This is a genomic window from Idiomarina sp. D18, assembly GCF_057748155.1.
Genome location: NZ_CM173240.1, coordinates 212,113 through 233,206 on the forward strand (window position 1 = coordinate 212,113; position 21,094 = coordinate 233,206).

The 21,094-nt window shown below is 48.8% G+C and carries 15 protein-coding genes; 7 read left to right on the plus strand and 8 right to left on the minus strand.

The annotated features are described in order from the left end of the window. Positions 1–5: 5 nt before the first annotated feature. From AC3AP5_RS00960 to AC3AP5_RS00975, 4 genes are read right to left on the minus strand one after another with little or no spacing between them, the layout of a single operon-like run. Positions 6–1,229 (minus strand): ABC transporter permease, encoded by a 1,224-nt coding sequence (locus tag AC3AP5_RS00960; protein ID WP_272978039.1) that lies wholly within the window; start codon positions 1,227–1,229, stop codon positions 6–8. Positions 1,230–1,243: 14 nt separating this feature from the next. Then, complete coding sequence (locus AC3AP5_RS00965; RefSeq protein ID WP_272978040.1) at positions 1,244–2,557, minus strand: ABC transporter permease; 1,314 nt, start codon at positions 2,555–2,557, stop codon at positions 1,244–1,246. A 9-nt stretch (positions 2,558–2,566) separates the two neighbouring features. Further along, entirely contained in the window at positions 2,567–3,268 is a 702-nt protein-coding gene (locus AC3AP5_RS00970; RefSeq protein WP_006956284.1) for an ABC transporter ATP-binding protein, read from the minus strand. 10 nt (positions 3,269–3,278) lie between these two features. Continuing rightward, positions 3,279–4,550, minus strand: a complete 1,272-nt coding sequence (locus tag AC3AP5_RS00975; RefSeq protein WP_290486020.1) for an efflux RND transporter periplasmic adaptor subunit — start codon at positions 4,548–4,550, stop codon at positions 3,279–3,281. Positions 4,551–4,661: 111 nt separating this feature from the next. Here AC3AP5_RS00975 and aceK point away from each other — a divergent pair, with 111 nt between their 5' ends. After that, positions 4,662–6,362 (plus strand): bifunctional isocitrate dehydrogenase kinase/phosphatase, encoded by a 1,701-nt coding sequence (aceK, locus tag AC3AP5_RS00980; protein ID WP_487326908.1) that lies wholly within the window; start codon positions 4,662–4,664, stop codon positions 6,360–6,362. Here the strand turns inward: aceK and aceA are convergent. The 4 genes from aceA to argE form a co-directional block, all read right to left on the minus strand. Then, on the minus strand, positions 6,346–7,680 hold the full coding sequence (aceA, locus tag AC3AP5_RS00985; RefSeq protein ID WP_487326909.1) for an isocitrate lyase: 1,335 nt from the start codon (positions 7,678–7,680) through the stop codon (positions 6,346–6,348). The two genes, aceK and aceA, sit on opposite strands and share 17 nt — an antisense overlap. Before the next feature lie 24 nt (positions 7,681–7,704). Further along, positions 7,705–9,288, minus strand: coding sequence for a malate synthase A (gene aceB / locus AC3AP5_RS00990; protein ID WP_290615139.1), 1,584 nt, complete (start codon positions 9,286–9,288; stop codon positions 7,705–7,707). Positions 9,289–9,456: 168 nt separating this feature from the next. Beyond that, positions 9,457–11,082: a methyl-accepting chemotaxis protein gene (locus AC3AP5_RS00995; RefSeq protein WP_348660732.1), complete on the minus strand. Its 1,626-nt coding sequence runs from the start codon at positions 11,080–11,082 to the stop codon at positions 9,457–9,459. Between the two features lie 56 nt (positions 11,083–11,138). Next, positions 11,139–12,284 carry an acetylornithine deacetylase gene (gene argE, locus AC3AP5_RS01000; protein ID WP_487326910.1) on the minus strand — a complete coding sequence of 382 codons (1,146 nt, stop codon included), beginning with the start codon at positions 12,282–12,284 and terminating at the stop codon, positions 11,139–11,141. Positions 12,285–12,376: 92 nt separating this feature from the next. Between argE and argC the strand changes: the two genes are divergently transcribed. The 6 genes from argC to AC3AP5_RS01030 all read left to right on the plus strand — a co-directional run bounded on the left by argC (position 12,377) and on the right by AC3AP5_RS01030 (position 21,074). Then, the gene (gene argC / locus AC3AP5_RS01005; RefSeq protein ID WP_272978045.1) at positions 12,377–13,414 is read left to right on the plus strand and encodes an N-acetyl-gamma-glutamyl-phosphate reductase; all 1,038 of its coding nucleotides are present in this window, start codon (positions 12,377–12,379) and stop codon (positions 13,412–13,414) included. Then, positions 13,411–14,154, plus strand: a complete 744-nt coding sequence (gene argB, locus AC3AP5_RS01010; protein WP_487326911.1) for an acetylglutamate kinase — start codon at positions 13,411–13,413, stop codon at positions 14,152–14,154. The genes argC and argB overlap by 4 nt, the downstream gene beginning before the upstream one ends. A 22-nt stretch (positions 14,155–14,176) precedes the next feature. Continuing rightward, on the plus strand, positions 14,177–15,109 hold the full coding sequence (locus tag AC3AP5_RS01015; protein WP_272978046.1) for an ornithine carbamoyltransferase: 933 nt from the start codon (positions 14,177–14,179) through the stop codon (positions 15,107–15,109). A gap of 10 nt (positions 15,110–15,119) precedes the next feature. After that, on the plus strand, positions 15,120–16,322 hold the full coding sequence (locus AC3AP5_RS01020) for an argininosuccinate synthase (protein WP_487326912.1): 1,203 nt from the start codon (positions 15,120–15,122) through the stop codon (positions 16,320–16,322). Positions 16,323–16,331: 9 nt separating this feature from the next. Further along, positions 16,332–18,161: an argininosuccinate lyase gene (gene argH, locus AC3AP5_RS01025; protein ID WP_487326913.1), complete on the plus strand. Its 1,830-nt coding sequence runs from the start codon at positions 16,332–16,334 to the stop codon at positions 18,159–18,161. A gap of 156 nt (positions 18,162–18,317) precedes the next feature. Next, entirely contained in the window at positions 18,318–21,074 is a 2,757-nt protein-coding gene (locus AC3AP5_RS01030) for a hypothetical protein (RefSeq protein ID WP_006956272.1), read from the plus strand. The last annotated feature ends 20 nt before the right edge of the window (positions 21,075–21,094 follow it).

A 21,094-nucleotide genomic window follows, 5' to 3' on the forward strand; every position in this document is an offset into this window, starting at 1 on the left:
TAACGCTAGTGGTATACGTTACGGGTTGCGATAGCGGGCGATATTTGCGCAGCACGCAAGGCAGGTCCCCATACTGCGAACAAGCCTATTGCCCACATGGCTATCATGGCGATAGGTAAGTAGATATAGCTCAGTCTTGGTAAGTTAAAACTCGAAACAAGCCACATGTTGAGCGCAATACTGCCAGCGATGCCCAGTAGCACGCCAACACTGGTAATCATCACGTTCTCGGTGAGGAAATAACTCATGATGTCAGCTTTTTGTGCGCCAAGTGCCCGACGTGTACCAATTTGGCGGCGGCGACGGTTAATGGAAAAGCTGACTAAGCCGACAATACCCAAAGCTGTGATGATGCAGAGCACTACAATGATGGTCCACAGAATGGCTTGTAACGCAGAGTCACCGCGATAGCTATCCATACGCACCTGTGTCATGGTTTCAGTTTCTCTGACCATACGCCCCACTTCGCGCTGTTTCATAAACTGTTCAACTTGCTCGATGGCTTGTTCACGTTGTCCTGGCTTAGCTCGCACTAGATAACGCGAGTACGGCGAGTCGAATTTGTTCGGTACAAGCATCGAGTGATTGACCGTTGTCCAGCCCGTCCATGGAGCCTGTAAATGATCCATAATACCGATAATGGTCAACGGCTCATTACTTTGAATGTAAACGGTTTGGCCAACGATTTCTGTTGGGCTCAAGTCAGGAAATAAACTCTTTGCTAACGCTTCGGTCAGTATTACTGACTGCGGCCAATCCCGAGTGTTGCGGTCGCGATAACTGATTTCGGTGGCTTTAAAGTTCTCGCCAGCAATCAACTCAACATCGAGCGTATTCAGTCCATGCTCATCGGTCATGTAGAGTGCCGTTGGCACCGAGTTTTCGCCTTCACCGGCTTTGGTTTGTAAGCCCATCGACCAGCCACCGTTGCTCATCGGGATCGCATTAATCTGTACCGCATCATCCACACTCGGGAGTTGGCGGATGCCGTCCAAGTCGGTATCGATCACGTACGGCGCATCAAAATCATTGGCATAACCGACACTGGTCACGTAAAACTGATTGGCTTCATCAAGGCCTGATGAACGACCCATGAGATCGCCGCGGGCATTAATAAGGTGTATCGCATTGACGATAATAGTCATGGTCACAGCCACTTGTAGCGCGATGAGCAGGGCACCGACTTTATTGCGCATCAGAGCTCTGAAAATGGGTCCTATCTGACTCATAATTATCTCCTTAATTACTCTGATTTAAGTTGTGAAGCAGGCGGAATACGACAAGTGCGCCAGGTTGGGTAGGCACCGGCCAATACACTGCTTATGATGGCGAGCAAAATACCGATACCCAGCAGCGGCAGATTGAGTGAGGCAAGGTCTTTGACCTGATCACCGTATAAGTATTCAATACCCAGCAGACCTAATGCGGCCAAAATAAGGCCACCGATACCGCCGGCAACGCCAATGAATACGGTTTCTACCAACTGTTGCTGATAGAGCTGCATGCGGGTTGCGCCTACCGCACGTCGCAGTGCGATTTCGCCGGTTTTAAAGCTAAACTTGGTCAGTAATAGCCCGATAGTATTCAGTAAGCATACGGCTAAGAACATAAGCGACAGATACATCATCACTTCAGCATCGTCATCAACCACATTCTCATGCTCCATCCAACCCATGACATCGGTAAGCCGATTGTTCAGAGGACGCGGGAAACGACCAAGTTTCTTTTGTTCTTCGACATACGCGTTGAGAAAACTCATGTACTCTTGTTTTTCTTGCGCGCTGTCGAGCTGTACCCAGAACTGAAAGTTCACGCATTCAGAGGTCAAAAATGATTTAAAGCCTTCTCCCTCGGGCATCTTCCAGCAGTTCGTATTGCCGCTGTTAGGAAGCTCCATCGTTTCTTTTAGCTTAAACGGTAAGTAAGCATCTTCCATTTCGTTAAACGCACCGGTCGTGACATCGTAAAAACGAGGTTTAAGTACCCATTCATCGAGCACGCCGACCACACGAAATTCTTTACCCTCTAACCTGACCGTGCGACCCACTGAATTTTCGCCAGCAAAGATCTCCTCATTGGCGCTTTTGCTCAGCACGATGCTTCTGTCGCCCGTCTCATCTGCGCTATCGCTCCAGCCTTGACCATATAAAAAGGGTGCATTGAACATGGTAAAAAAGTCGTTGTGGGTGAGGCGCAAGCGTGCCAAGAACGGTTCTTTACCTAAGCCTTGTGGTTCAATAACACCACCCGACTGCGCTAAAGCGGTTTGCAGTTGAGCAGGCGCTTGCGCTTTTAGTGCGGTCGCGTCGGTGTACGTTAACTGATCGGGTGGCTCATTGGGCTCGTCATAGGGTTCATTAGGTGACCAATTATCTAACTGTACATAAAACAAGCGGTCGCTTTTTTCAGGGATAGGATCCGCCGACATTAAGTAATTGATAGTAATCGTCGTCATTGCAGCGCCAATGCCCAAGGCAATAGCACCGCTCATGAGTAGTGATAACAGCGGATGACGTTTTAAGCTGAGCCAAGCAAGTCGAGTATAATATAACCACATAAGCGCCTCCTATGCGTTCACTGTGGCGAGTTCAGGCGCACCGCGCTTTTGCTCGGTGACTTGCCCATCTAACACTTGAATGTGGCGATGGGCTCGTTCAGCCTGTGACAAGTCATGGGTGACCATGACAATCGTCGTTCCGGACTGATTAATTTCCTCGAGCAAACTCATGACACTGTCGGCCATTTTGCTATCGAGGTTACCGGTGGGTTCATCGGCGAGTAGAAACAACGGGTTACCCGCTAACGCGCGAGCGATCGCAACGCGCTGTTGCTGTCCGCCCGAGAGTTGTGATGGTAGGTGACGCATACGGTTGGCGAGACCCACGACATCCAAGCTATGTTCGATACGTTCTTTGCGCTCAGCTTTACTCAGTTTGCGATAGCGCAGTGGTACGTCGACGTTATCAAATAAATTGAGATCTGGAATGAGATTGAAGCTTTGAAAGATAAAGCCAATTTTTTCGTTCCGCAGTTGCGAGAGTTGCTTGTCGTTAAGGTTCTTAACTGAGCGTCCGTCAAGCGTGTACTCGCCGTCATCAAACGACTCGAGTAAACCCGCGATATTTAAAAAGGTGGTTTTGCCAGAGCCTGAAGGACCGGTGACCGCAACGAAATCGCCCTCATTAACGGTAAGGCTAAACTGTTTAAGTGCGTGGGTTTCGACAGTCTCTGTGCGAAATACTTTAGTGATGTTGTTCATTACAAGCATGGTGTATTCCTTATTGATTGATAACGACGCTTTCGGCACCGTTGAATGATTGAGTATCAGAAATGATGACGCGATCGCCGACCTTCAGACCCGAAATGATTTCCACTTTTGATAGGCTACTAGCGCCTGTTTGAATAGGCGTTTTTAGTGCGATACCGTCGCTAACCACGTAAGCAACGCGACCACCTTGATTCTGCAGGAAAGGTCCCCGCTGCAGAGTCATCACGTCGTCTTTTTGGTCGAGAATAATGCGGCTCGTTAAACGTTGGTTTTGGCGCAGCCCCGCGGGTGTGTCTTCGCTGAAACGCAATGTGCCGATGACTTCGTTATTGCGAATTTCAGGCGAAACCGCGACGAGAGTGGCTTTATGGAGTTGGCCGTTGTAGTTGATTTCAGCCGCCATACCAATGGCGAGGTCATCGGCGTAGCTTTCTGGAATACCGAGCTCTACCTCAAACTCGGATAAGTCGACAACACCCAACACGGCTTGGTTTTTGGCGACTTGATTCTTTTGATCGACTTCTAAGTTACCCACAATACCGTTAACTGGCGAAGCGATAGTCAAACCATCGACTTGACGTTGCAATTCGTTCACGAGTAATTGTTGGCGGTCCACTTTAAGTTGCAGCGACTGAATATCGAAAGCCAAGCTCTCGCTATTGAGTTTGGCATCCTGCACCGCGTGCTTGTATACGACTTGGGCGTTATCCAATTCGTCTTGCGCTTTTTCATAGTCGATTTCGCTGATGGCTTGCTTTTCCCAAGCTCTGTCAGCACGGCGCTTTTCGCGATCCGCGGCCGTTAGGGTGACGTGTGCTAAATCAACCAACTTTTGATTTTCTAAAGCCGCTTTTTTGGAGTTGATGCGCTGGCGGTCCAGTTCCATTTTTAAGCTGGCTAAACTCGCCTGTTCTTGCTCGAGCTTGCTTTTTAGCTCGGGACTTTCGATGGTCGCCAATGCTTGGCCTTGCTCCACCGCATCACCTGCTCCTACGTGATAAGTAATCACCCCTTCAGCTGGCGCATACAAAGTGGGACTCACGGCAGCAACCACTTTGCCCTGAATCGATACATCGCGCGTAAAGTTGCCTTGCTCTACGGTTGCATAGCGCAGCTCACTTGACTCTACAGCCGCCTCGGCTGAAGACCAGGTGGTGAGCATCGGAATACTCACAGCGATAAGGGCCGCAGCGGCAATACCGCCCATCCCCCATTTGATCCAAGGTGTTTTTTTAGGAGCGCGAACAACGTCTTGTCCGCTGGTGTCTGATATCTTAGTCATAAGGTTCCCTCTGATTTAACTTGATTAATAAGTCGCTATAAGAGAGAAAAGGGTTGTATTTTGATGTGTGTAAGAATGTAAGCAGATATATCAACCGCGAGAAAAAGCTGAATGAGCACTGATTTAAACCGAGCCGATGAACTTGCGCGACTTATCTTAGCGGGCTTTCACAGCCACTTTAGTCGCTTTCAATTGCTTACGCAGGGCGCTGCTGAACGCTTTTTAGCGCAACGTTGGCAGGACGTTATTGGCGCGGCGGCAGAGCGGATAAGTTACTATGACAAACAAGTGGCGCTAACCAGCGATGAGTTGTTGCAGTATCAAACGCAATTTGATGAAGCCTTATGGTTGAGCGTCCGGCAACGCTACCAGTCGCTGTTGCAGTTTCATCCGCAAGCGGATTTAGCCGAAACTTTTTATAATTCGGTGTTCTGTCGTGCGTTTGAGCGTCAGTATTTTCACAATGCTTTTATTTTTGTCGAGTCGACGTTAGAGGAACGCACCCCGGTTCCTATTGAGCACGTTTATCAGTCTTATTTCCCTGTCTATCAAGGCTTCACCCAAACATTAGAACAGTTATTTTTAGATTTAGGCTTAGGGGATACCTTCGAGAACCTTAAACATGATGTCGAACAGTTGCGCGCTACGTTTTTGCAACGTGCTATAGAAGATGAAGTTGAACCGCACGAAGTGCGTATCGACGTACTGAAAACGCCCTTTTATCGAAATAAAGCGGCGTACGTAGTTGGCCGCATAGTAACGCAACAACACAGCTATCCGTTTATTGTACCTATTTTGATTAATCCCGAGGGGCGGTTGTATGTGGATGCCTTTATTACTCAGTCGGACAGAATGGCGGCGATATTTGGTTTTGCGCGTTCGTATTTTATGGTGCAAACCGAGGCTCCATCGGCATTAGTACGCTTTCTGAAACAACTCATGCCGCGCAAGACGTTTTCCGAGCTCTATTCTTCAATTGGCTTTCATAAGCAGGCTAAGACTGAGTTTTACCGTGACTTTTTAAAGCAACTTGCCAACTCCAATGAGCAACTTAGCGCAGCGCCTGGGGTAAAAGGAATGGTGATGACGGTATTTACAATGCCATCGTTCCCTTACGTGTTTAAAGTGATTAAGGACGAGCTAGGCGATACCAAAGGCTTCGGCCGGAATACGGTGATCGAACGCTATCGCATGGTTAAACAGCACGACCGTGTAGGACGTATGGCAGATACGCTCGAGTTCTCTGATGTAGCGATTCCTAAGCACCGTATTGCCGATGATTTAATGGACGAGCTGTTAACGACCGTTGGTGGCAGTACTCGTTTCGAAGGCGATTTACTGGTGATTAGCCAGTGTTTTGTTGAGCGTCGTATGATACCGCTCAACATGTATTTAGAGTATGCCAGTGAGGCTGAACAGGCAGCGGCTATCGATGACTATGGTCGTGCGATTAAAGATATGATCGCGGCGAATATATTCCCCGGCGATATGCTGTTGAAGAACTTCGGTGTGACACGCCACAAGCGCGTGGTTTTTTATGACTATGACGAGGTGCGTTACCTCACTGATATGAATTTTAAGTCACTCGCTAAAGCCGATCATGAAGTGTCTTTTGCGCCGGACGATGTGTTTCCCGAACAGTTGGCCATATTCGCGGTGCCACAGCCACGCTACCGCGAACTCCTGTTAAGTGCTCATCCAGAGTTGGTTGATCCGATGTATTGGCGGCAGCGCCAGCAAGATATCAAGGAGGGGGTAATTAAAGATATCTTCCCGTACGCTGCCGATTTACGCTTTACGCGGTCGTTTTAAACTGGTCTTCTTCAGTTGAACCGGTTAATGCGGTGACAGATGAGCTACCACCTTGAATCGCATTAGTGAGTGAATCAAAGTAGCCAGTACCGACTTCTTGTTGGTGAGCCACGAACGTATAACCTTTTTCTGCTGCATCAAATTCTTGTTGCTGCAGACGAACGTACGCTGACATATCGTTACGAGCATAGTCGTGTGCGAGCTCAAACATGTGATACCACATGTTGTGAACACCCGCTAAGGTAATGAACTGGAACTTATAGCCCATGGCAGCCAGTTCGCGTTGGAACTTCGCGATAGTGGCATCGTCGAGGTTGCGCTTCCAGTTAAACGAAGGTGAACAGTTGTAGGCTAAGAGTTTGCCCGGATACTTAGCATGCACCGCCTCGGCAAATTGACGTGCCTCGTCGAGGTCAGGCTTGGCTGTTTCACACCAAATTAAATCCGCATAAGGCGCATAAGCAAGACCGCGCGAAATAGCTTGCTCAATACCGGGTTTCACACGGTAAAAACCTTCAGCGGTGCGTTCACCGGTAACGAATGGTTTATCGTTATCGTCGAAGTCCGACGTTAGCAGGTCGGCGGCATTGGCGTCGGTGCGTGCTACGATCAAGGTGGGGACGCCCTCAACATCGGCCGCAAAACGCGCTGCTATGAGTTTTTGCACCGCCTCTTGGGTAGGTACTAAAACCTTACCACCCATATGGCCGCACTTTTTAACTGACGCTAACTGATCTTCAAAGTGCACGCCCGCCGCACCACATTGAATCATACGCTTCATCAATTCATAGGCGTTTAATACCCCACCAAAGCCTGCCTCGGCATCCGCGACGATAGGCGCAAAATAGTCAATGTATTGCTCATCATCTGGGCTGATACCTTTTGACCATTGAATTTGGTCAGCACGAGCAAACGAGTTGTTGATGCGCTCAACGACAGTTGGTACAGAATCGACCGGATAGAGCGACTGATCAGGATACATATTGCGTGACGAGTTATTGTCAGCTGCAACCTGCCAGCCGGAGAGGTAAATCGCCTGTAATCCCGCTTTGACTTGTTGAACCGCTTGACCACCGGTCAAAGCGCCGAGTGCATTGACGTAGTCTTTGCCAAACTTTTGCTGAGCTTCACCGTTAATCAAGCGCCATAGTTTGTCGGCGCCGTGTTGCGCGTATGTGTGTTGCACTTGCAATGAGCCTCTAAGCTTTACCACTTCTTCGGCGCTATAGGGGCGTTTAACCTGTGCCCAACGGGCATCGTTTTTCCAGCTTTGTTCAAGCGCTTTAGCTTGTTCTGCTTGTTGTGTTGATAAAGTCATGATGTTGTCCTGTTGTCTGGTTAATTAATCAAGTTGTTGGTAGCCGGGCAGTGTGAGAAACTCCACTAACTCATCGGCGGTTGTAATGGCTTCGAGTAACGCGACCGCTTTATCAAAAGGCTGCTGTTGCCACATCGATTCGCCCACTTCTTGTTTCACTTTCGCTGCTTCTTCGGCGAGGAATTGTTTGAATAGAGCCTTAGTGACAGAAGTCCCGTTACTGAGGGATTTTTCGTGCTTTATCCACTGCCAAATTGATGCCCGCGAAATTTCTGCGGTAGCTGCGTCTTCCATCAATCCGTATATAGGCACGCAACCGCGACCATCGAGCCACGCGCTGATATATTGCAATGCAACTCGGATGTTGGTGCGCATGCCTGCCTCAGTGCGCTCACCGTCACATGGGGTGAGTAACTGTGATGCAGTGATGGCGTGATCTTGCTCACGCAAGACATGCAGTTGATTATCGCCGCTGAGCTGGTCTACAAATATCGCGCTAACGGTGTCGGCAAGTCCAGGATGCGCAATCCAAGTACCATCATGGCCATTATCAAACTCGAGCTGCTTGTCCTTGGCGACTTTAGCGAGAATTTGTTCATTCTCACTGGCATCTTTACTCGGAATAAACGCCGCCATACCGCCCATTGCGAGCGCGCCCCGTTTGTGGCAGGTATATACCAGTAAGCGAGAGTAAGCGTTAAGGAACGGCTTAGACATGGTGACTTGCTGGCGATCAGGGAGCACTCGGTCAGGATGGTTTTTCAGGGTTTTTATATAACTAAAAATATAATCCCAACGACCGCAATTGAGGGCTGCGATATGGTCACGAAGTGCATGCAAAATTTCATGCATCTGAAAAACGGCTGGTAGTGTTTCGATAAGTACAGTGGCACGAATGGTACCCGGCTTGAGCTGAAAACGCTGTTCCGAGTAGTGAAACACGTCGCTCCACCACAGTGCTTCGCTACTGTGTTCTAATTTGGGCAAATAGAAATAGACGCCCGTACCTTCATCTAATCGGACGCGATAGTTGTGGTAAAAATACAATGCAAAATCAAGCAGAGCGCCCGGCACGGGCGTATCTTCAAAGCACAAATGCTTTTCTGGCAGATGTAATCCACGTACCCGCGCAATTAACAGCGCGGGGTTGGGGTTCACGTTGTATGCTTTGCCGCTCTTAGGGTCTTGGTAACTCAGCGTGTTGCGGTTGGCGTCAATTAAATTAACTTGGCCGTCGAGCAATCCATCCCAAGTCGGTGATTGGGAGTCCTCGAAGTCGGCCATATAGCAGTCAACATTGGCGTTGAGAGCGTTAATAACCATTTTACGATCAACCGGACCGGTGATTTCAATGCGACGACGAGTCAGATCTTTGGGTAATGGGCGAATATGCCAATCGCCCTCGCGAATGGTTTGGGTGCTCGGATCAAAGTCGGGTAGTTCGCCTGCATCGATACGCTGTTGTCTTTTTGACCGAGTATCTAGCAATTCTGCATGACGTGGCATGAAGCGTTCGCACAAGTCGGCAAAATAGGACATAAATTGTGGCGTAAATAAGCGCGCTTGATGGGGCACTGATTTCGCATTAAATGAAAGTCGAGATGTCATAACCTGAACCTGATGTTAGTAGTTTGTTAACACAGATTCAGCTTAGAGTGGGGTGTGATATTCGTCTAATTTATACGGATGATGGTGGCTATTTTCTATACTTATTTTACTTATGGTCTCTAGGCGATTAAAAATTGTGCGGGGACATCTATCCCCGCACATTGAGTCTTACACTTTGAAGCGCTCGACTAAATTATTCAACTCAACCGCTAACCGCGATAGCTCTTGGCTCGAAGCGCTGGTTTGCTCAGCACCTGAGGCGGTGGAATTAGATAAGTCGCGAATACTGACTAAGTTCTTATCAACATCACGCGCTACGTTTGCTTGTTCTTCTGATGCACTCGCAATCGACGTATTGTGCGTATTGATTTCGCTCACGGCGGTCGCTATTTGCTTCAACGCAGTCCCAGCCTCACGCGCGATATCGAGTGTTTTGGCAGCGCGTTCGAGACTCTGCTTCATAGTAGAAACTGAACGGTCACTGGATTCGTTTATGGCTGAAACCATTTCTTCAATTTCGACCGTTGACTGTTGAGTCTTGTGGGCCAATGACCGCACTTCATCAGCGACTACCGCAAAACCACGGCCCGACTCACCGGCGCGAGCAGCCTCGATAGCTGCATTGAGTGCGAGTAAGTTAGTTTGCTCGGCAATGCCTCGAATAACTTCAAGTACTTTGGTGATCCCAGTAACTTTGTCAGCCAGTTCTGTAACATTACTTGATGAATCACCAATTTCTTGTGATAACTCTTCGATAGCGGTGACCGTCTTGGCCACTCGGTCGTTACCAAATTGGGCTTGCTCATCGGCTGCCTCTGAAGCTTCAGACGCGCTTTGCGCATCTTGCGCTACGTTTTCAACCGCTGTGGTGAGCTCATTGACTGCAGTCGCCGCTTGCTCGAGTTCTTCGGTTTGTTGCTGGATTGTGCGTGTCGAATCTTCGGTAACGGAACTGAGTTCCTCCGAAGTCGAAGCGAGTTGTTGCGAAGACTGAGCAATGTGACCGATGGATTGGCGCAGCTCTTCTTGGGTTTTACGCAATTGTTTGAGCAGCTGCGCAGGCTCGTCTTTACCATCAATTTCAATACTATGAGTGAGGTCACGCTCGGCAATTGTTTTTGAGAAATCGACGGCTTGTTGTATCGGTTTGACGATACTTTGAGTCAACACCCAAGCGAACAGTACAGTCAATACCAATACCACCACCAAAGCGACAACAATACCTGTGAATGCGGCACTTGATACGTCACCCGCGGTATCAGTTGCTGTATTAATGAGCTCCATTTCATGAGCAAGTAGCTTATCTAAGTTGGTCGATATTTTATTGGTCAATGGCAGAATCGTCGATTCACGTAGGGACGCAATAGGCTCGACTAACTTGGCATTAACCAGTTGCATAAACTGATCGTTGAGTTGCCAATATTCGTTTAAGTTGGCTTTGAGTTCCTTGAAAAGCTTTTTGCTCTCAGCATCGTTGAGTAAAGCCTCATATTCATCAAGGTTACGTTCTAAACTTTGGTTCGCATCGTCTAACCGTTCTACATAGGCCTGCTTCCGCTGTTCGTCATTGATATACGCCGCGACGTTGGCTGAATGTACGCGCACGCGCAAGAACTCGCGGTCGAGATCATTGACGTTATCAATAGCAGGGACTTGCTCATCAGTAATGAAATCCATTTGCTCAACGACGCTCGACAAGCGGTCGAGTGCGAATAAACCGAGTGCAAGCAGAAGTAGACCGATTAAGCCAAACGCACCTGCGGCACGCACCCCCACCGAATATTGTCGAATCATGAAATAACCTCTCAAAACCTAATCAAAAATTAATACAGTTGTATCGGCTGCAAATGCTAAAAACATAAGCGTCGAATGAGATTATTTATGGCCTGCTGGCTTTGATTAATGGTGCTTAAATCTAAGAACTCATCGGGCTGATGCGCTTGTTTAATTGACCCGGGCCCGAGCACCAGCGTGTCGCAGCCTAGTTGTTGAATAAATGGAGCTTCGGTGCAGTAATTGACCGCTTCTGCTTGAACACCAGAAATTTGTTCTGTTAACTGCACAAATTTTGAGTTTTCCGCTTGCTCAAATCCCGGAATAGGTGGATGCATCGAAGTCAGCTCTATTGTTCCCGGTGATGAGAGCATCAGTTGCTTGAGTGCAGTATTGAGCTCGCTGTACAGATCGGCGAGTGACATCCCAGGTAATGGACGAATATCGATATGCAACTCACAACAACCGCAAATGCGGTTAGCGTTATCGCCACCATGAATGGCTCCGAGGTTCAAAGTAGGGTATGGAATTTCAAATAACTTATTTGAATATTTATGCGAAATGCCATTGCGGAATTCCAATAGCTGACTGATAACCTGATGCATGATCTCAATTGCGTTAATGCCTAAGGTTGGGTTTGAGCTGTGTCCAGAGCGACCCGTAACTCGTATTGACTCAGTTAAATGGCCTTTATGCGCTCGAATGGGGCGCATTTCAGTGGGTTCTCCGATGATACAGTGATCGGGCTTGAGCTGACTAAAATGATTGAGCTGACGCGCACCGTCCATGGTTGTCTCCTCGTCGGCCGTGGCGAGAATCTGAATCGGCTTGGTTTGCTGGTTAGCCGGTAAGTCACGCAGTGCTTCGATGATAAAGGCGAAAAAGCCTTTCATATCAATAGCACCTAAGCCATACCAGCGGTTGTCCTGTTCAGTCAGTTTGAAAGGGTCAAAATTCCAACGTTTCTGATCATAGGGCACCGTGTCTGTGTGTCCAGAGAGCAATAGTCCGCCTGAGCCAACACCCCTAGTGGCCAAGAGGTTAAACTTATTGGGCTTATTTTTTAACGGCTGAATTTCGATATTGAAATCCAATTGTTCCAACCAATCCGCCAGTAACTCGATAACTGCTTTATTGGAATGATCCCAGCTTGCGTCGAGGGAGCTGATCGATGGGCGAGCTATCAGCGCTTGATACATTTTAAAAAAGGATGGAATCGACATAGATAATTATCCATAAAAGTTGCATAAATATATTTATTCAGTTAGTCTGCATACAAATTCAGCCAGATGCAAATAAGTAAGCAGACTTTGAGATGGAAAGAAAGCAGTCAGCAAAAAAATATTCACTCCAGAATGTGGTGGTCATCGGTGCCAGTGGTTACGCGGGCGCCGAATTGGTGTCATTGTTAAATGATCACCCGCTTGTCGGTGAGCTGACGCTATATGTATCTGAGCAAAGTCATGATCGTGATAAGTTTATTGCTCAGCTTTACCCGCGTTTTAAGGGGCGTGTTGATCTACCTTTACTCGGTTTGCCCGTAGGCACGGTTACGGATGCTTTGGCAAATGCCGATGCCGTGTTCTTATGTACTTCGCACGAAGTGAGTTGCCAATGGTATGCCCAACTGAGTCAGTTAACGGCAACAGTGTTTGACTTGTCAGGCGGCTTCCGGTTGCCCACTGCAGATTTATATCCGCGCTTTTATGGCTTTGAACACCCAGCAACTGAGGCATTAGCTAAAGCTGTCTATGGATTAGCGGAATGGCTAGATGAAGGGTTTGATAATGCCCGCTGGATAGCTGTGCCGGGTTGCTATCCCACCGCTAGTCTGCTGGCGCTCAAACCGCTTGCAGTGTTTAACCACCAAATAAATCATACCGTCATTAACGCGGTGTCAGGCGTGACCGGCGCGGGTCGTTCCGTAAGCCTCAAAACCCAAGCCGCGGAGCTATCGCTACAAGGCTACAAGGCCGGTGTTCACCGTCATCAGCCAGAAATTGATTACTACAGTGGACTGAATACGCTGTTTTTGCCTCACTTAGGTGACTTTAAGCGGGGCATACTTGCGACTATTACTATCTACTTCAATGAGGCGCCTTCTCAGGCGCAATTAAAATCAGTTTTCGACGTGTATCAAGCCAGCGCCCTCGTTCACATAGCCGAGGGTGAATACCCGGCACTGAACGATGTGGTTAATAGCGGCCGGTGTCATATCGGCTGGCATTTGAATGGCAACGCGTTGGTGATCTTCAGTGCCATTGATAACTTACTCAAAGGCGCTGCTAGTCAGGCTCTGCAATGCTTCAACTTAAAGTTGGGTTTACCGAGTGAGGAGGGCGTACCGCTATGAATGTCATCAAACTCGGTGGGCGTGTACTTGATGATCCGCAAGGTTTAACGACGCTGTTTCAACATATTGCTCAGCAACAAAACTTAGAGCCCACGCTTATCGTTCATGGCGGTGGCCAGCAGGTTGACGACTTGTTTGCCAAGTTGAATCTGTCAGTTGTTAAGTATCACGGTTTACGTGTGAGTATGGCAGAGCAAATGCCGCTGATTGTGGGGGCACTCGCCGGCACCGTTAATAAGCAGCTACTGGGCATGGCAATTAAACAAACACTCAAGCCGGTCGGGCTAACGTTATTTGAAACGGGTTTGCGCGTCCAACAAGGGCAGCCCGAATTGGGTATGACGGGTCATTGTATTGAGCCCTTTGACGTGAGTGAGTTATTACTGACGTTATTAGAGCAGAAGCACCTACCTATCGTGAGCTGTGTCGGATTTGATAGCCGAGGCCAGTGGCTTAATGTAAACGCTGATGAGGCGGCAGCGGGACTCGCTAAAGCGCTTTCCGCGACCCTTACCTTTGTCAGCGATGTACCTGCGGTGCTTGACGACCAACAACAACCTATCGCGCAACTCGATAGTGACAGTATCGAACAGCTTATCCAGTCGGGCACTCTCATGGGTGGCATGCGACTCAAAGTTGAGCAGGCGCTAAACGTTGCTCAATTCCTACAAAAACAAGTGCGAATCTGCGGGTGTTCGTGCGACACCCGTCATCACTCCGGCACATTGATTAATCCTTAGTTTTTTAATATTTGAGATTCGTATGAACACACATTTTTTAACGGGTAATGAGCTTACCCAAAGCCAACTAATACAGTTGATAGATACGGCTATTGAGCAAAAGTCACAGCCGCAAAAATTTACTCAGAGTCTAGCTGGAAAAAGCATCGTGACGTTGTTTGAGAAGCCTAGTTTGCGCACACGACTATCGCTTGATGTGGGTATCCAACGCTTAGGTGGCCATTGCGTTTACCTCGACGAGCAAAACGGCCAACTCGGGCAACGCGAAACCATCGCGGATTACGCAAAAAACCTCTCATGTTGGTGCGATGCTATTGTGGCACGCGTGAATCACCATGCAACTTTACAAGAGTTGGCTAAGCATGCCTCTGTGCCTGTGATTAATAGCCTATGCGACCAGTTTCATCCGTGCCAAGCCTTGGCTGACTGTCTTACATTGGTTGAGCACTATGGCGATGTGAGTGGTAAAGCGCTGAGTTACTGGGGAGACGGTAACAACGTGGCGCGTTCGCTGGCACTTTATGGTTGTCTACTCGGCATGCATGTCACGTTAGTAACCCCTGTTGAACATGGTCTCAGTGCGGCCGATATCGACCAACTCAACCAAGCAGGGGTTGGCTCGGTCAAACAAATTCATGATCCTGAGGCCTGCGCGCAGAGCGATGTTGTTTATACCGATACGTGGGTTTCGATGGGACAACAGCAAAGCCTTGATGAGGTTAAAGCCACCTTTATGCCTTATCAGGTGAACGCCGCCCTCATTAAACGGCTCGGAGCGAATGCCGTGATGCATTGCCAACCCGCCCATCGTGATTACGAAATCACTTCTGAAGTGATGGATAGCGACGATTCACTGTGTCTTAAGCAGGCAGAAAATCGGCTATTTGCACAAAATGCGCTGCTTCATCTTTTACTTAACCCTAAAAACACACTGACCCTGCAACACGCGAGCTAAGGAGCAAACAATGAACAAAGTAGTATTGGCTTATTCTGGTGGTTTAGATACATCTGTCATTGTGCCTTGGTTGCGTGAAAACTACGGCTGTGAGGTGGTGGCGTTTGTCGCAGACGTAGGGCAGGGGGCAGAAGAACTCGAAGGCGTGGAAGCAAAAGCAAAAGCCTCCGGCGCTAGCGAGTGTCATATTGTTGATCTTAAAGATGAGTTTGCAGCCGATTACATTTATCCAAGCCTGAAAACCGGTGCCGTCTACGAGCAGAGCTATTTACTTGGCACGGCGATGGCTCGTCCGGTAATCGCCAAAGCGCAAGTAGAATTGGCACGTAAAGTCAATGCGGATGCCTTAGCGCATGGTTGTACTGGCAAAGGTAATGACCAGATCCGCTTTGAGTCTTGCTACGCCGCGCTGGCGCCTGAACTGACGGTGATTGCGCCTTGGCGAGAGTGGGACTTAAGTAGTCGGGAGAGCTTACTTGCTTATCTTGCAGAGCGTAATATTCCCTGCTCTGCGTCACTCAAGAAAATCTATAGTCGCGATGCCAACGCGTGGCATATCTCACATGAGGGAGGTGAGCTTGAAGATCCTTGGTGTGAACCGAGTGATGAAGTCTGGACATTGACTTGCTCACCTGAACAAGCACCCGATGAACCTGAGTATATCAGTCTAGCGATTGAGCAAGGCGCTGTGGTGAGTGTTAATGGTGAAGCGTTGTCGCCTCTGAAATGCCTTGAACAACTGAACAAACTGGGTGCGAAACATGGTATTGGTCGCGTTGATATTGTCGAGAATCGTCTAGTGGGTATGAAAAGCCGTGGCTGCTATGAAACGCCGGGGGGGACCATCATGATGCACGCTTTACGTGGCATTGATGAGTTGGTGCTCGATAAAATGACGCGCTCATGGAAAACACAGTTAAGCGAGCAATTTGCGCAGTTGCTTTACGATGGGCGTTGGTTTACCCCTAACCAAGCATCGGTGTTAGCCGCCGCCGAAAGTCTGAACCAAGTGGCAACCGGTGAAGTCGTGATTAAGCTCTATAAAGGTAATGTTACTGTCACGCAAAAGTGTTCTCCTTATTCTCTTTACAGCGAGGCGTTTGCCACCTTCGGTGCCGATAATGTTTATGACCAAAAGCATGCCGCAGGCTTTATTCGCCTCTATTCATTATCGAGCCGTATCCGCGCGTTAAAACAAACGGCAAAAGTGTAGGAGGCGAATATGACCAAGGGACTTTGGGGAGGCCGGTTTAGTGCGCCTCCCAGCCAAGCCTTTCAGCAGTTTAATGACTCCCTGCCATTTGACTGTGTACTACTTGAGTTTGATATTCGGGGCAGTATTGCCTGGGCGCAATCGCTGCAACAGGTGGGCGTGTTAACGACCGATGAGTACAGCCATATACAGCATGCATTGCATGACATTTTACAACACTGGAGTGGGTGCTTAGGTGATGTCGCGGTGGCGGGTGATGAGGACATTCACGCCTTTATTGAACGTCAGCTGATCGAACGCATTGGCGATCTGGGTAAAAAACTGCATACAGGTCGTAGCCGTAATGACCAAGTCGCCACCGATATTCGACTGTGGTGCCGAGCGCAGGTCGAGACCCAATGGCAGCGACTTGAGCAACTGATTGCAGCGCTGGCTAATTTAGCCGAGCGCGAGGCAACAACGGTGATTCCTGGATATACGCATTTGCAACGCGCACAACCGGTACTATTTTCGCACTGGTGCTTAGCCTATGTCGAGATGTTTAAGCGCGACCAGGCACGGTTAAAAGATGCGTTAGCGCGTATCAACGTGTGTCCACTCGGATCGGGCGCTCTAGCCGGTACGGCTTATCCGGTCGATAGAACAGATTTGGCGCATCGTTTGGGTTTTAGCACGCCGGCGGCGAACAGTTTAGATGCCGTATCCGATCGCGATTTTATTGTCGAACTGCTATCGGTGGCTTCGCTGTCGATGATTCATCTCTCTCGCATGGCTGAAGATTTAATTTTTTATGCCAGTGGTGAAGCGGGGGTTGTTGAATTAGCCGATGATGTGAGTAGCGGCTCTTCACTGATGCCGCAGAAAAAGAACCCCGATGCGCTTGAGCTTATTCGCGGTAAGTCGGGACGTGTGGTAGGCGCGCAAGTGGGCCTGCTGATGACATTGAAAGCACTACCGTTGGCATACAACAAAGATATGCAAGAAGACAAAGAGGGCATATTTGCCAGCTACACTCAATGGGGCGCCTCTATCGATATTGCGCAGCAATGCGTAAACGGTCTCACTGTAAATCAGTCGCGGGCGCTGCAAGCAGCGAAGGGCGGCTATTCAAATGCGACTGAGCTTGCTGATTATTTGGTTAGCAAAGGCGTTCCATTTCGTACCGCGCATGAAGTGGTAGGGGAATGCGTGCAGTTAGCGCTTAAGCACCAGCAACCGCTCGAAGATTTGCCTCTTAGTACGTTGCAAGCAGTGCATTCGGTGATTGAGCCTGACGTTTATGAATGGTTGAGCATTGAGGCGTTATTGGCAAAACGTAATGCACTCGGGGGCACCAGCATCGAACAGACACAAGCTGCGCTTAAGAAGCTTCAGCAAGGTCTGCGTATTAAGGTTCGTGATGCTACGCTGGATGATATTGATGCGATTGTCGGCTTGGTCGGTCATTGGGCGGGTGCCGGCGAAAACCTGCCACGAGCCAAAGATGATATTGTGCACTCAATCAATGAATTTGCCGTGTCTGAAGTCGATGGCAAAGTCACTGGGTGTGCTTCGCTCTATATCTATACCACGGGCTTAGCTGAGATACGTTCGTTGGGAGTCAATCCACAAAGCCAGGTGCGAGGTCAAGGTCGTATGTTGGTTGAGCATTTGTGTCAGAAAGCGCGTCAGATCCGATTAAAGCGCGTGATTGTGTTGACCCGTGTGCCTGACTTTTTTAAGCAGCAAGGCTTTACGCTGTGCGATAAAGCACAGTTACCAGAAAAGGTAATGAAAGACTGTGAGTTGTGCCCTAAGAAACACTGTTGCGATGAAATTGCGATGGAATATGGGCTGTAAAAGCAGCCCATTAACTTAACTTCGTACATTGCAGTTGAGTTACTCTAATATGAAGATTTGATGACAGCTTGCAATTGTCACAAATTTGTCACGCTAGCTCCCTACCATTCTCCTCGACTTTTAACCTATGGATAACATCCAAGTCGGGAGAACCCAATGAATCTGAATTCTTTGTTCAAAGCATCTGCGATCGCAGCAGCGTTAGCGCTTGCTGGTTGCGGTGGCGACATCAATATCAATTCGGGTGCTGAAGTACAGCAGCCAGATAATGGTGGTGACAATGGTGGTAACAACGGCGGTGATACGGGCGCTGACTTGCCAGGTACAGCCAGTGGTTCACTATCGTTAGCAGCGTCAGAAGCGCTCGGCGAAGAAGTACAAGTTCAAGTCATCTCAGGACGCATTACCGCTGACACAACCTTAGTGAACAGCAAAAGTGATGGCACAACAGTTATGTATGCTATCGACGGACCTACCTTTGTCGGTGGTGACAACGCGAATTCAGCAACATTGACCATTGAGCCGGGTACTGTGGTATTTGGTCGTCAGGGTAATGATTACTTGGTTGTAAGCCGCGGCTCAAAAATCATGGCAGACGGCACCTCTGATGCGCCCATTATCTTTACATCATCACAAGATGTGGTGGGCGAAGAAACAGGCGCTGGCCAATGGGGCGGCTTGGTTATCTTAGGTAATGCATCAAGCAACAAATGCCCAGCAGATGGCTCCGACTGCGCATTGCAAGTTGAAGGTGCTGAAGAGGGCGCAGTGTTTGGCGGCTCTCAAGACGATGATAACTCAGGCACGTTACGCTACGTGGTTGTTAAACACGCAGGTTTCGAAATCGCGCCTGACAATGAATTGAACGGTATCACATTTGGTGGCGTAGGTTCTGGCACGACGGTTGACTACTTACAAGTGCACGGTAACGCGGACGACGGTATCGAAATGTTCGGTGGTACGGTCAACTTTAAGCACGTTGTATTAACCAGCATGCAAGATGACAGCATCGATTGGGACAACGGCTATCGTGGTAAAATGCAATACGTTTACGTTGAGCAAGATCCGAACGGTGGCGACGCTAACCGTGGTATCGAAGCAGACAATGATGGCAGTAACCCTGCGGCAACGCCGATGTCTAACCCGACTATCGCGAACTTAACCATTATCGGTAATAACTTCAAAGGTGAAGACTCTTCGGAAGGTATTTATTTACGCGAGGGTACCGGTGCACAGTTTTACAATGTTGTGGTGACAGGTCCTTCGGAAATGGGTGAATGCTTTGAAGTTGAAGGTAGCCCACAATCTCAGACCAATCTAGGTGACGGCACTATCACCATGGAAAACTCTTTCATGGCTTGCAGCAATGGTGAGAACTTTAAGTACGGTTCAGGCGATGTAAACCTCGAAGATTGGTTCCTAAATCAGCAATCGAACAACCAAGTCAGCACTTCAATCATGCTAGGTGCTAACGGTCAGCCCATGGCAAACTCTCCGTTATTAGGTGCAGGTCAAGACGTTGCGAACACCGTTGATGGTAGCTTCTTTGAGTCAGTTGATTTTGTTGGTGCGGTTCCGGGTGACAGCGATTGGCGTCAAGGCTGGGCATTTGGTTTTGGCGGCGGTGAAGTCACTGCGGGCGGTTCAGAAGCGCCTGTAGCAGGTTGTCCAGCAGGCACCGAAGCGATTACCCCAGTAGATGGATCTACCACAACTTGTCAGCTAGCGGGCTCTTACACGGACGATTTAACACTGAGCGCGGACAATATTTATGCATTGAGCGGACCGGTTTTCATCGGTGGTGACAATGCGAACTCAATGACGTTGACTATTGAGCCGGGTACAACCGTTTATGGACGTACTGGTGGCGATTACTTAGTGATCAGCCGTGGTTCAGACATTATGGCGGAAGGTACGGTTGAACAGCCTATCACGTTTACTTCCGCAGCTTACGTTGAGACTGGCGAAGGTCAGCCGGGTCAGTGGGGCGGCTTAGTTATCTTGGGTAACGCACCGAGTAACAAATGCCCATCTGATGGTTCTGACTGTGCATTGCAAGTTGAAGGCGCGGCAGAAGGTGCTGTATTCGGTGGTACTGATGCGACCGATAGTTCAGGTACCTTGCAGTATGTACGTGTCATGAACGGTGGTTTTGAAATCGCACCGGATAACGAACTTAACGGTATTACGTTCGGCGGTGTTGGCTCAGGAACCAAGGTGGAATACCTCCAAGTTCATAACAACTCAGATGATGGCATCGAAATGTTCGGCGGTGCGGTTAACTTCAAGTATGTTGTTTTAACCAACATGCAAGATGACAGTATCGATTGGGACAATGGGTACCAAGGCAAGATGCAATATGTATTGGTCCGCCAAAACCCTGACAACTCAGATGCAAACCGTGGTATCGAAGCTGACAACGATGGTAGCAATCCGGCTGTAACGCCAATGTCGAACCCAACCATTGCGAACTTAACCATCATTGGAAACACGTTCCAAGGCGAGGACTCTTCAGAGGGTATCTACTTGCGCGAAGGTACTAAAGCAACGTTCTATAACACGATCGTTTCAGGTCCTGCGGGCATGGGCGAATGTTTAGAAGTTGAGAGTAGCCCGGTCAGCCAGCAGCACTTACAAGATGGTGGCATTGCAATGACTCACTCAGTCATGGCGTGTGACAACGGTGAAAACTTTAAATTTGGCGCAACTGACGTCAATTTGGAAACTTGGTTCACAGGTCAAGCAGGTAATAGCATTGCCGCAGCAGGCGATACTTTGAACGGTGTCTTCAGCATTACAGACGCAACTGCAGCAGACCTCAGCGGCGATACATTCTTCGACAACGCGACATTCGTTGGAGCAGTTGAAGAAGGTAACGATTGGACTGCAGGTTGGACTGTAGGATTAGAGTAACCCCTTAAGTAGCATAAAGT

Coding starts and splice junctions, on each gene's coding strand:
- AC3AP5_RS00960 (WP_272978039.1), bottom strand. CDS start 1,229: ATGAGTCAGATAGGACCCATTTTCAGAGCTCTGATGCGCAATAAAGTC.
- AC3AP5_RS00965 (WP_272978040.1), bottom strand. CDS start 2,557: ATGTGGTTATATTATACTCGACTTGCTTGGCTCAGCTTAAAACGTCAT.
- AC3AP5_RS00970 (WP_006956284.1), bottom strand. CDS start 3,268: ATGCTTGTAATGAACAACATCACTAAAGTATTTCGCACAGAGACTGTC.
- AC3AP5_RS00975 (WP_290486020.1), bottom strand. CDS start 4,550: ATGACTAAGATATCAGACACCAGCGGACAAGACGTTGTTCGCGCTCCT.
- aceK (WP_487326908.1), top strand. CDS start 4,662: ATGAGCACTGATTTAAACCGAGCCGATGAACTTGCGCGACTTATCTTA.
- aceA (WP_487326909.1), bottom strand. CDS start 7,680: ATGACTTTATCAACACAACAAGCAGAACAAGCTAAAGCGCTTGAACAA.
- aceB (WP_290615139.1), bottom strand. CDS start 9,288: ATGACATCTCGACTTTCATTTAATGCGAAATCAGTGCCCCATCAAGCG.
- AC3AP5_RS00995 (WP_348660732.1), bottom strand. CDS start 11,082: ATGATTCGACAATATTCGGTGGGGGTGCGTGCCGCAGGTGCGTTTGGC.
- argE (WP_487326910.1), bottom strand. CDS start 12,284: ATGTCGATTCCATCCTTTTTTAAAATGTATCAAGCGCTGATAGCTCGC.
- argC (WP_272978045.1), top strand. CDS start 12,377: ATGGAAAGAAAGCAGTCAGCAAAAAAATATTCACTCCAGAATGTGGTG.
- argB (WP_487326911.1), top strand. CDS start 13,411: ATGAATGTCATCAAACTCGGTGGGCGTGTACTTGATGATCCGCAAGGT.
- AC3AP5_RS01015 (WP_272978046.1), top strand. CDS start 14,177: ATGAACACACATTTTTTAACGGGTAATGAGCTTACCCAAAGCCAACTA.
- AC3AP5_RS01020 (WP_487326912.1), top strand. CDS start 15,120: ATGAACAAAGTAGTATTGGCTTATTCTGGTGGTTTAGATACATCTGTC.
- argH (WP_487326913.1), top strand. CDS start 16,332: ATGACCAAGGGACTTTGGGGAGGCCGGTTTAGTGCGCCTCCCAGCCAA.
- AC3AP5_RS01030 (WP_006956272.1), top strand. CDS start 18,318: ATGAATCTGAATTCTTTGTTCAAAGCATCTGCGATCGCAGCAGCGTTA.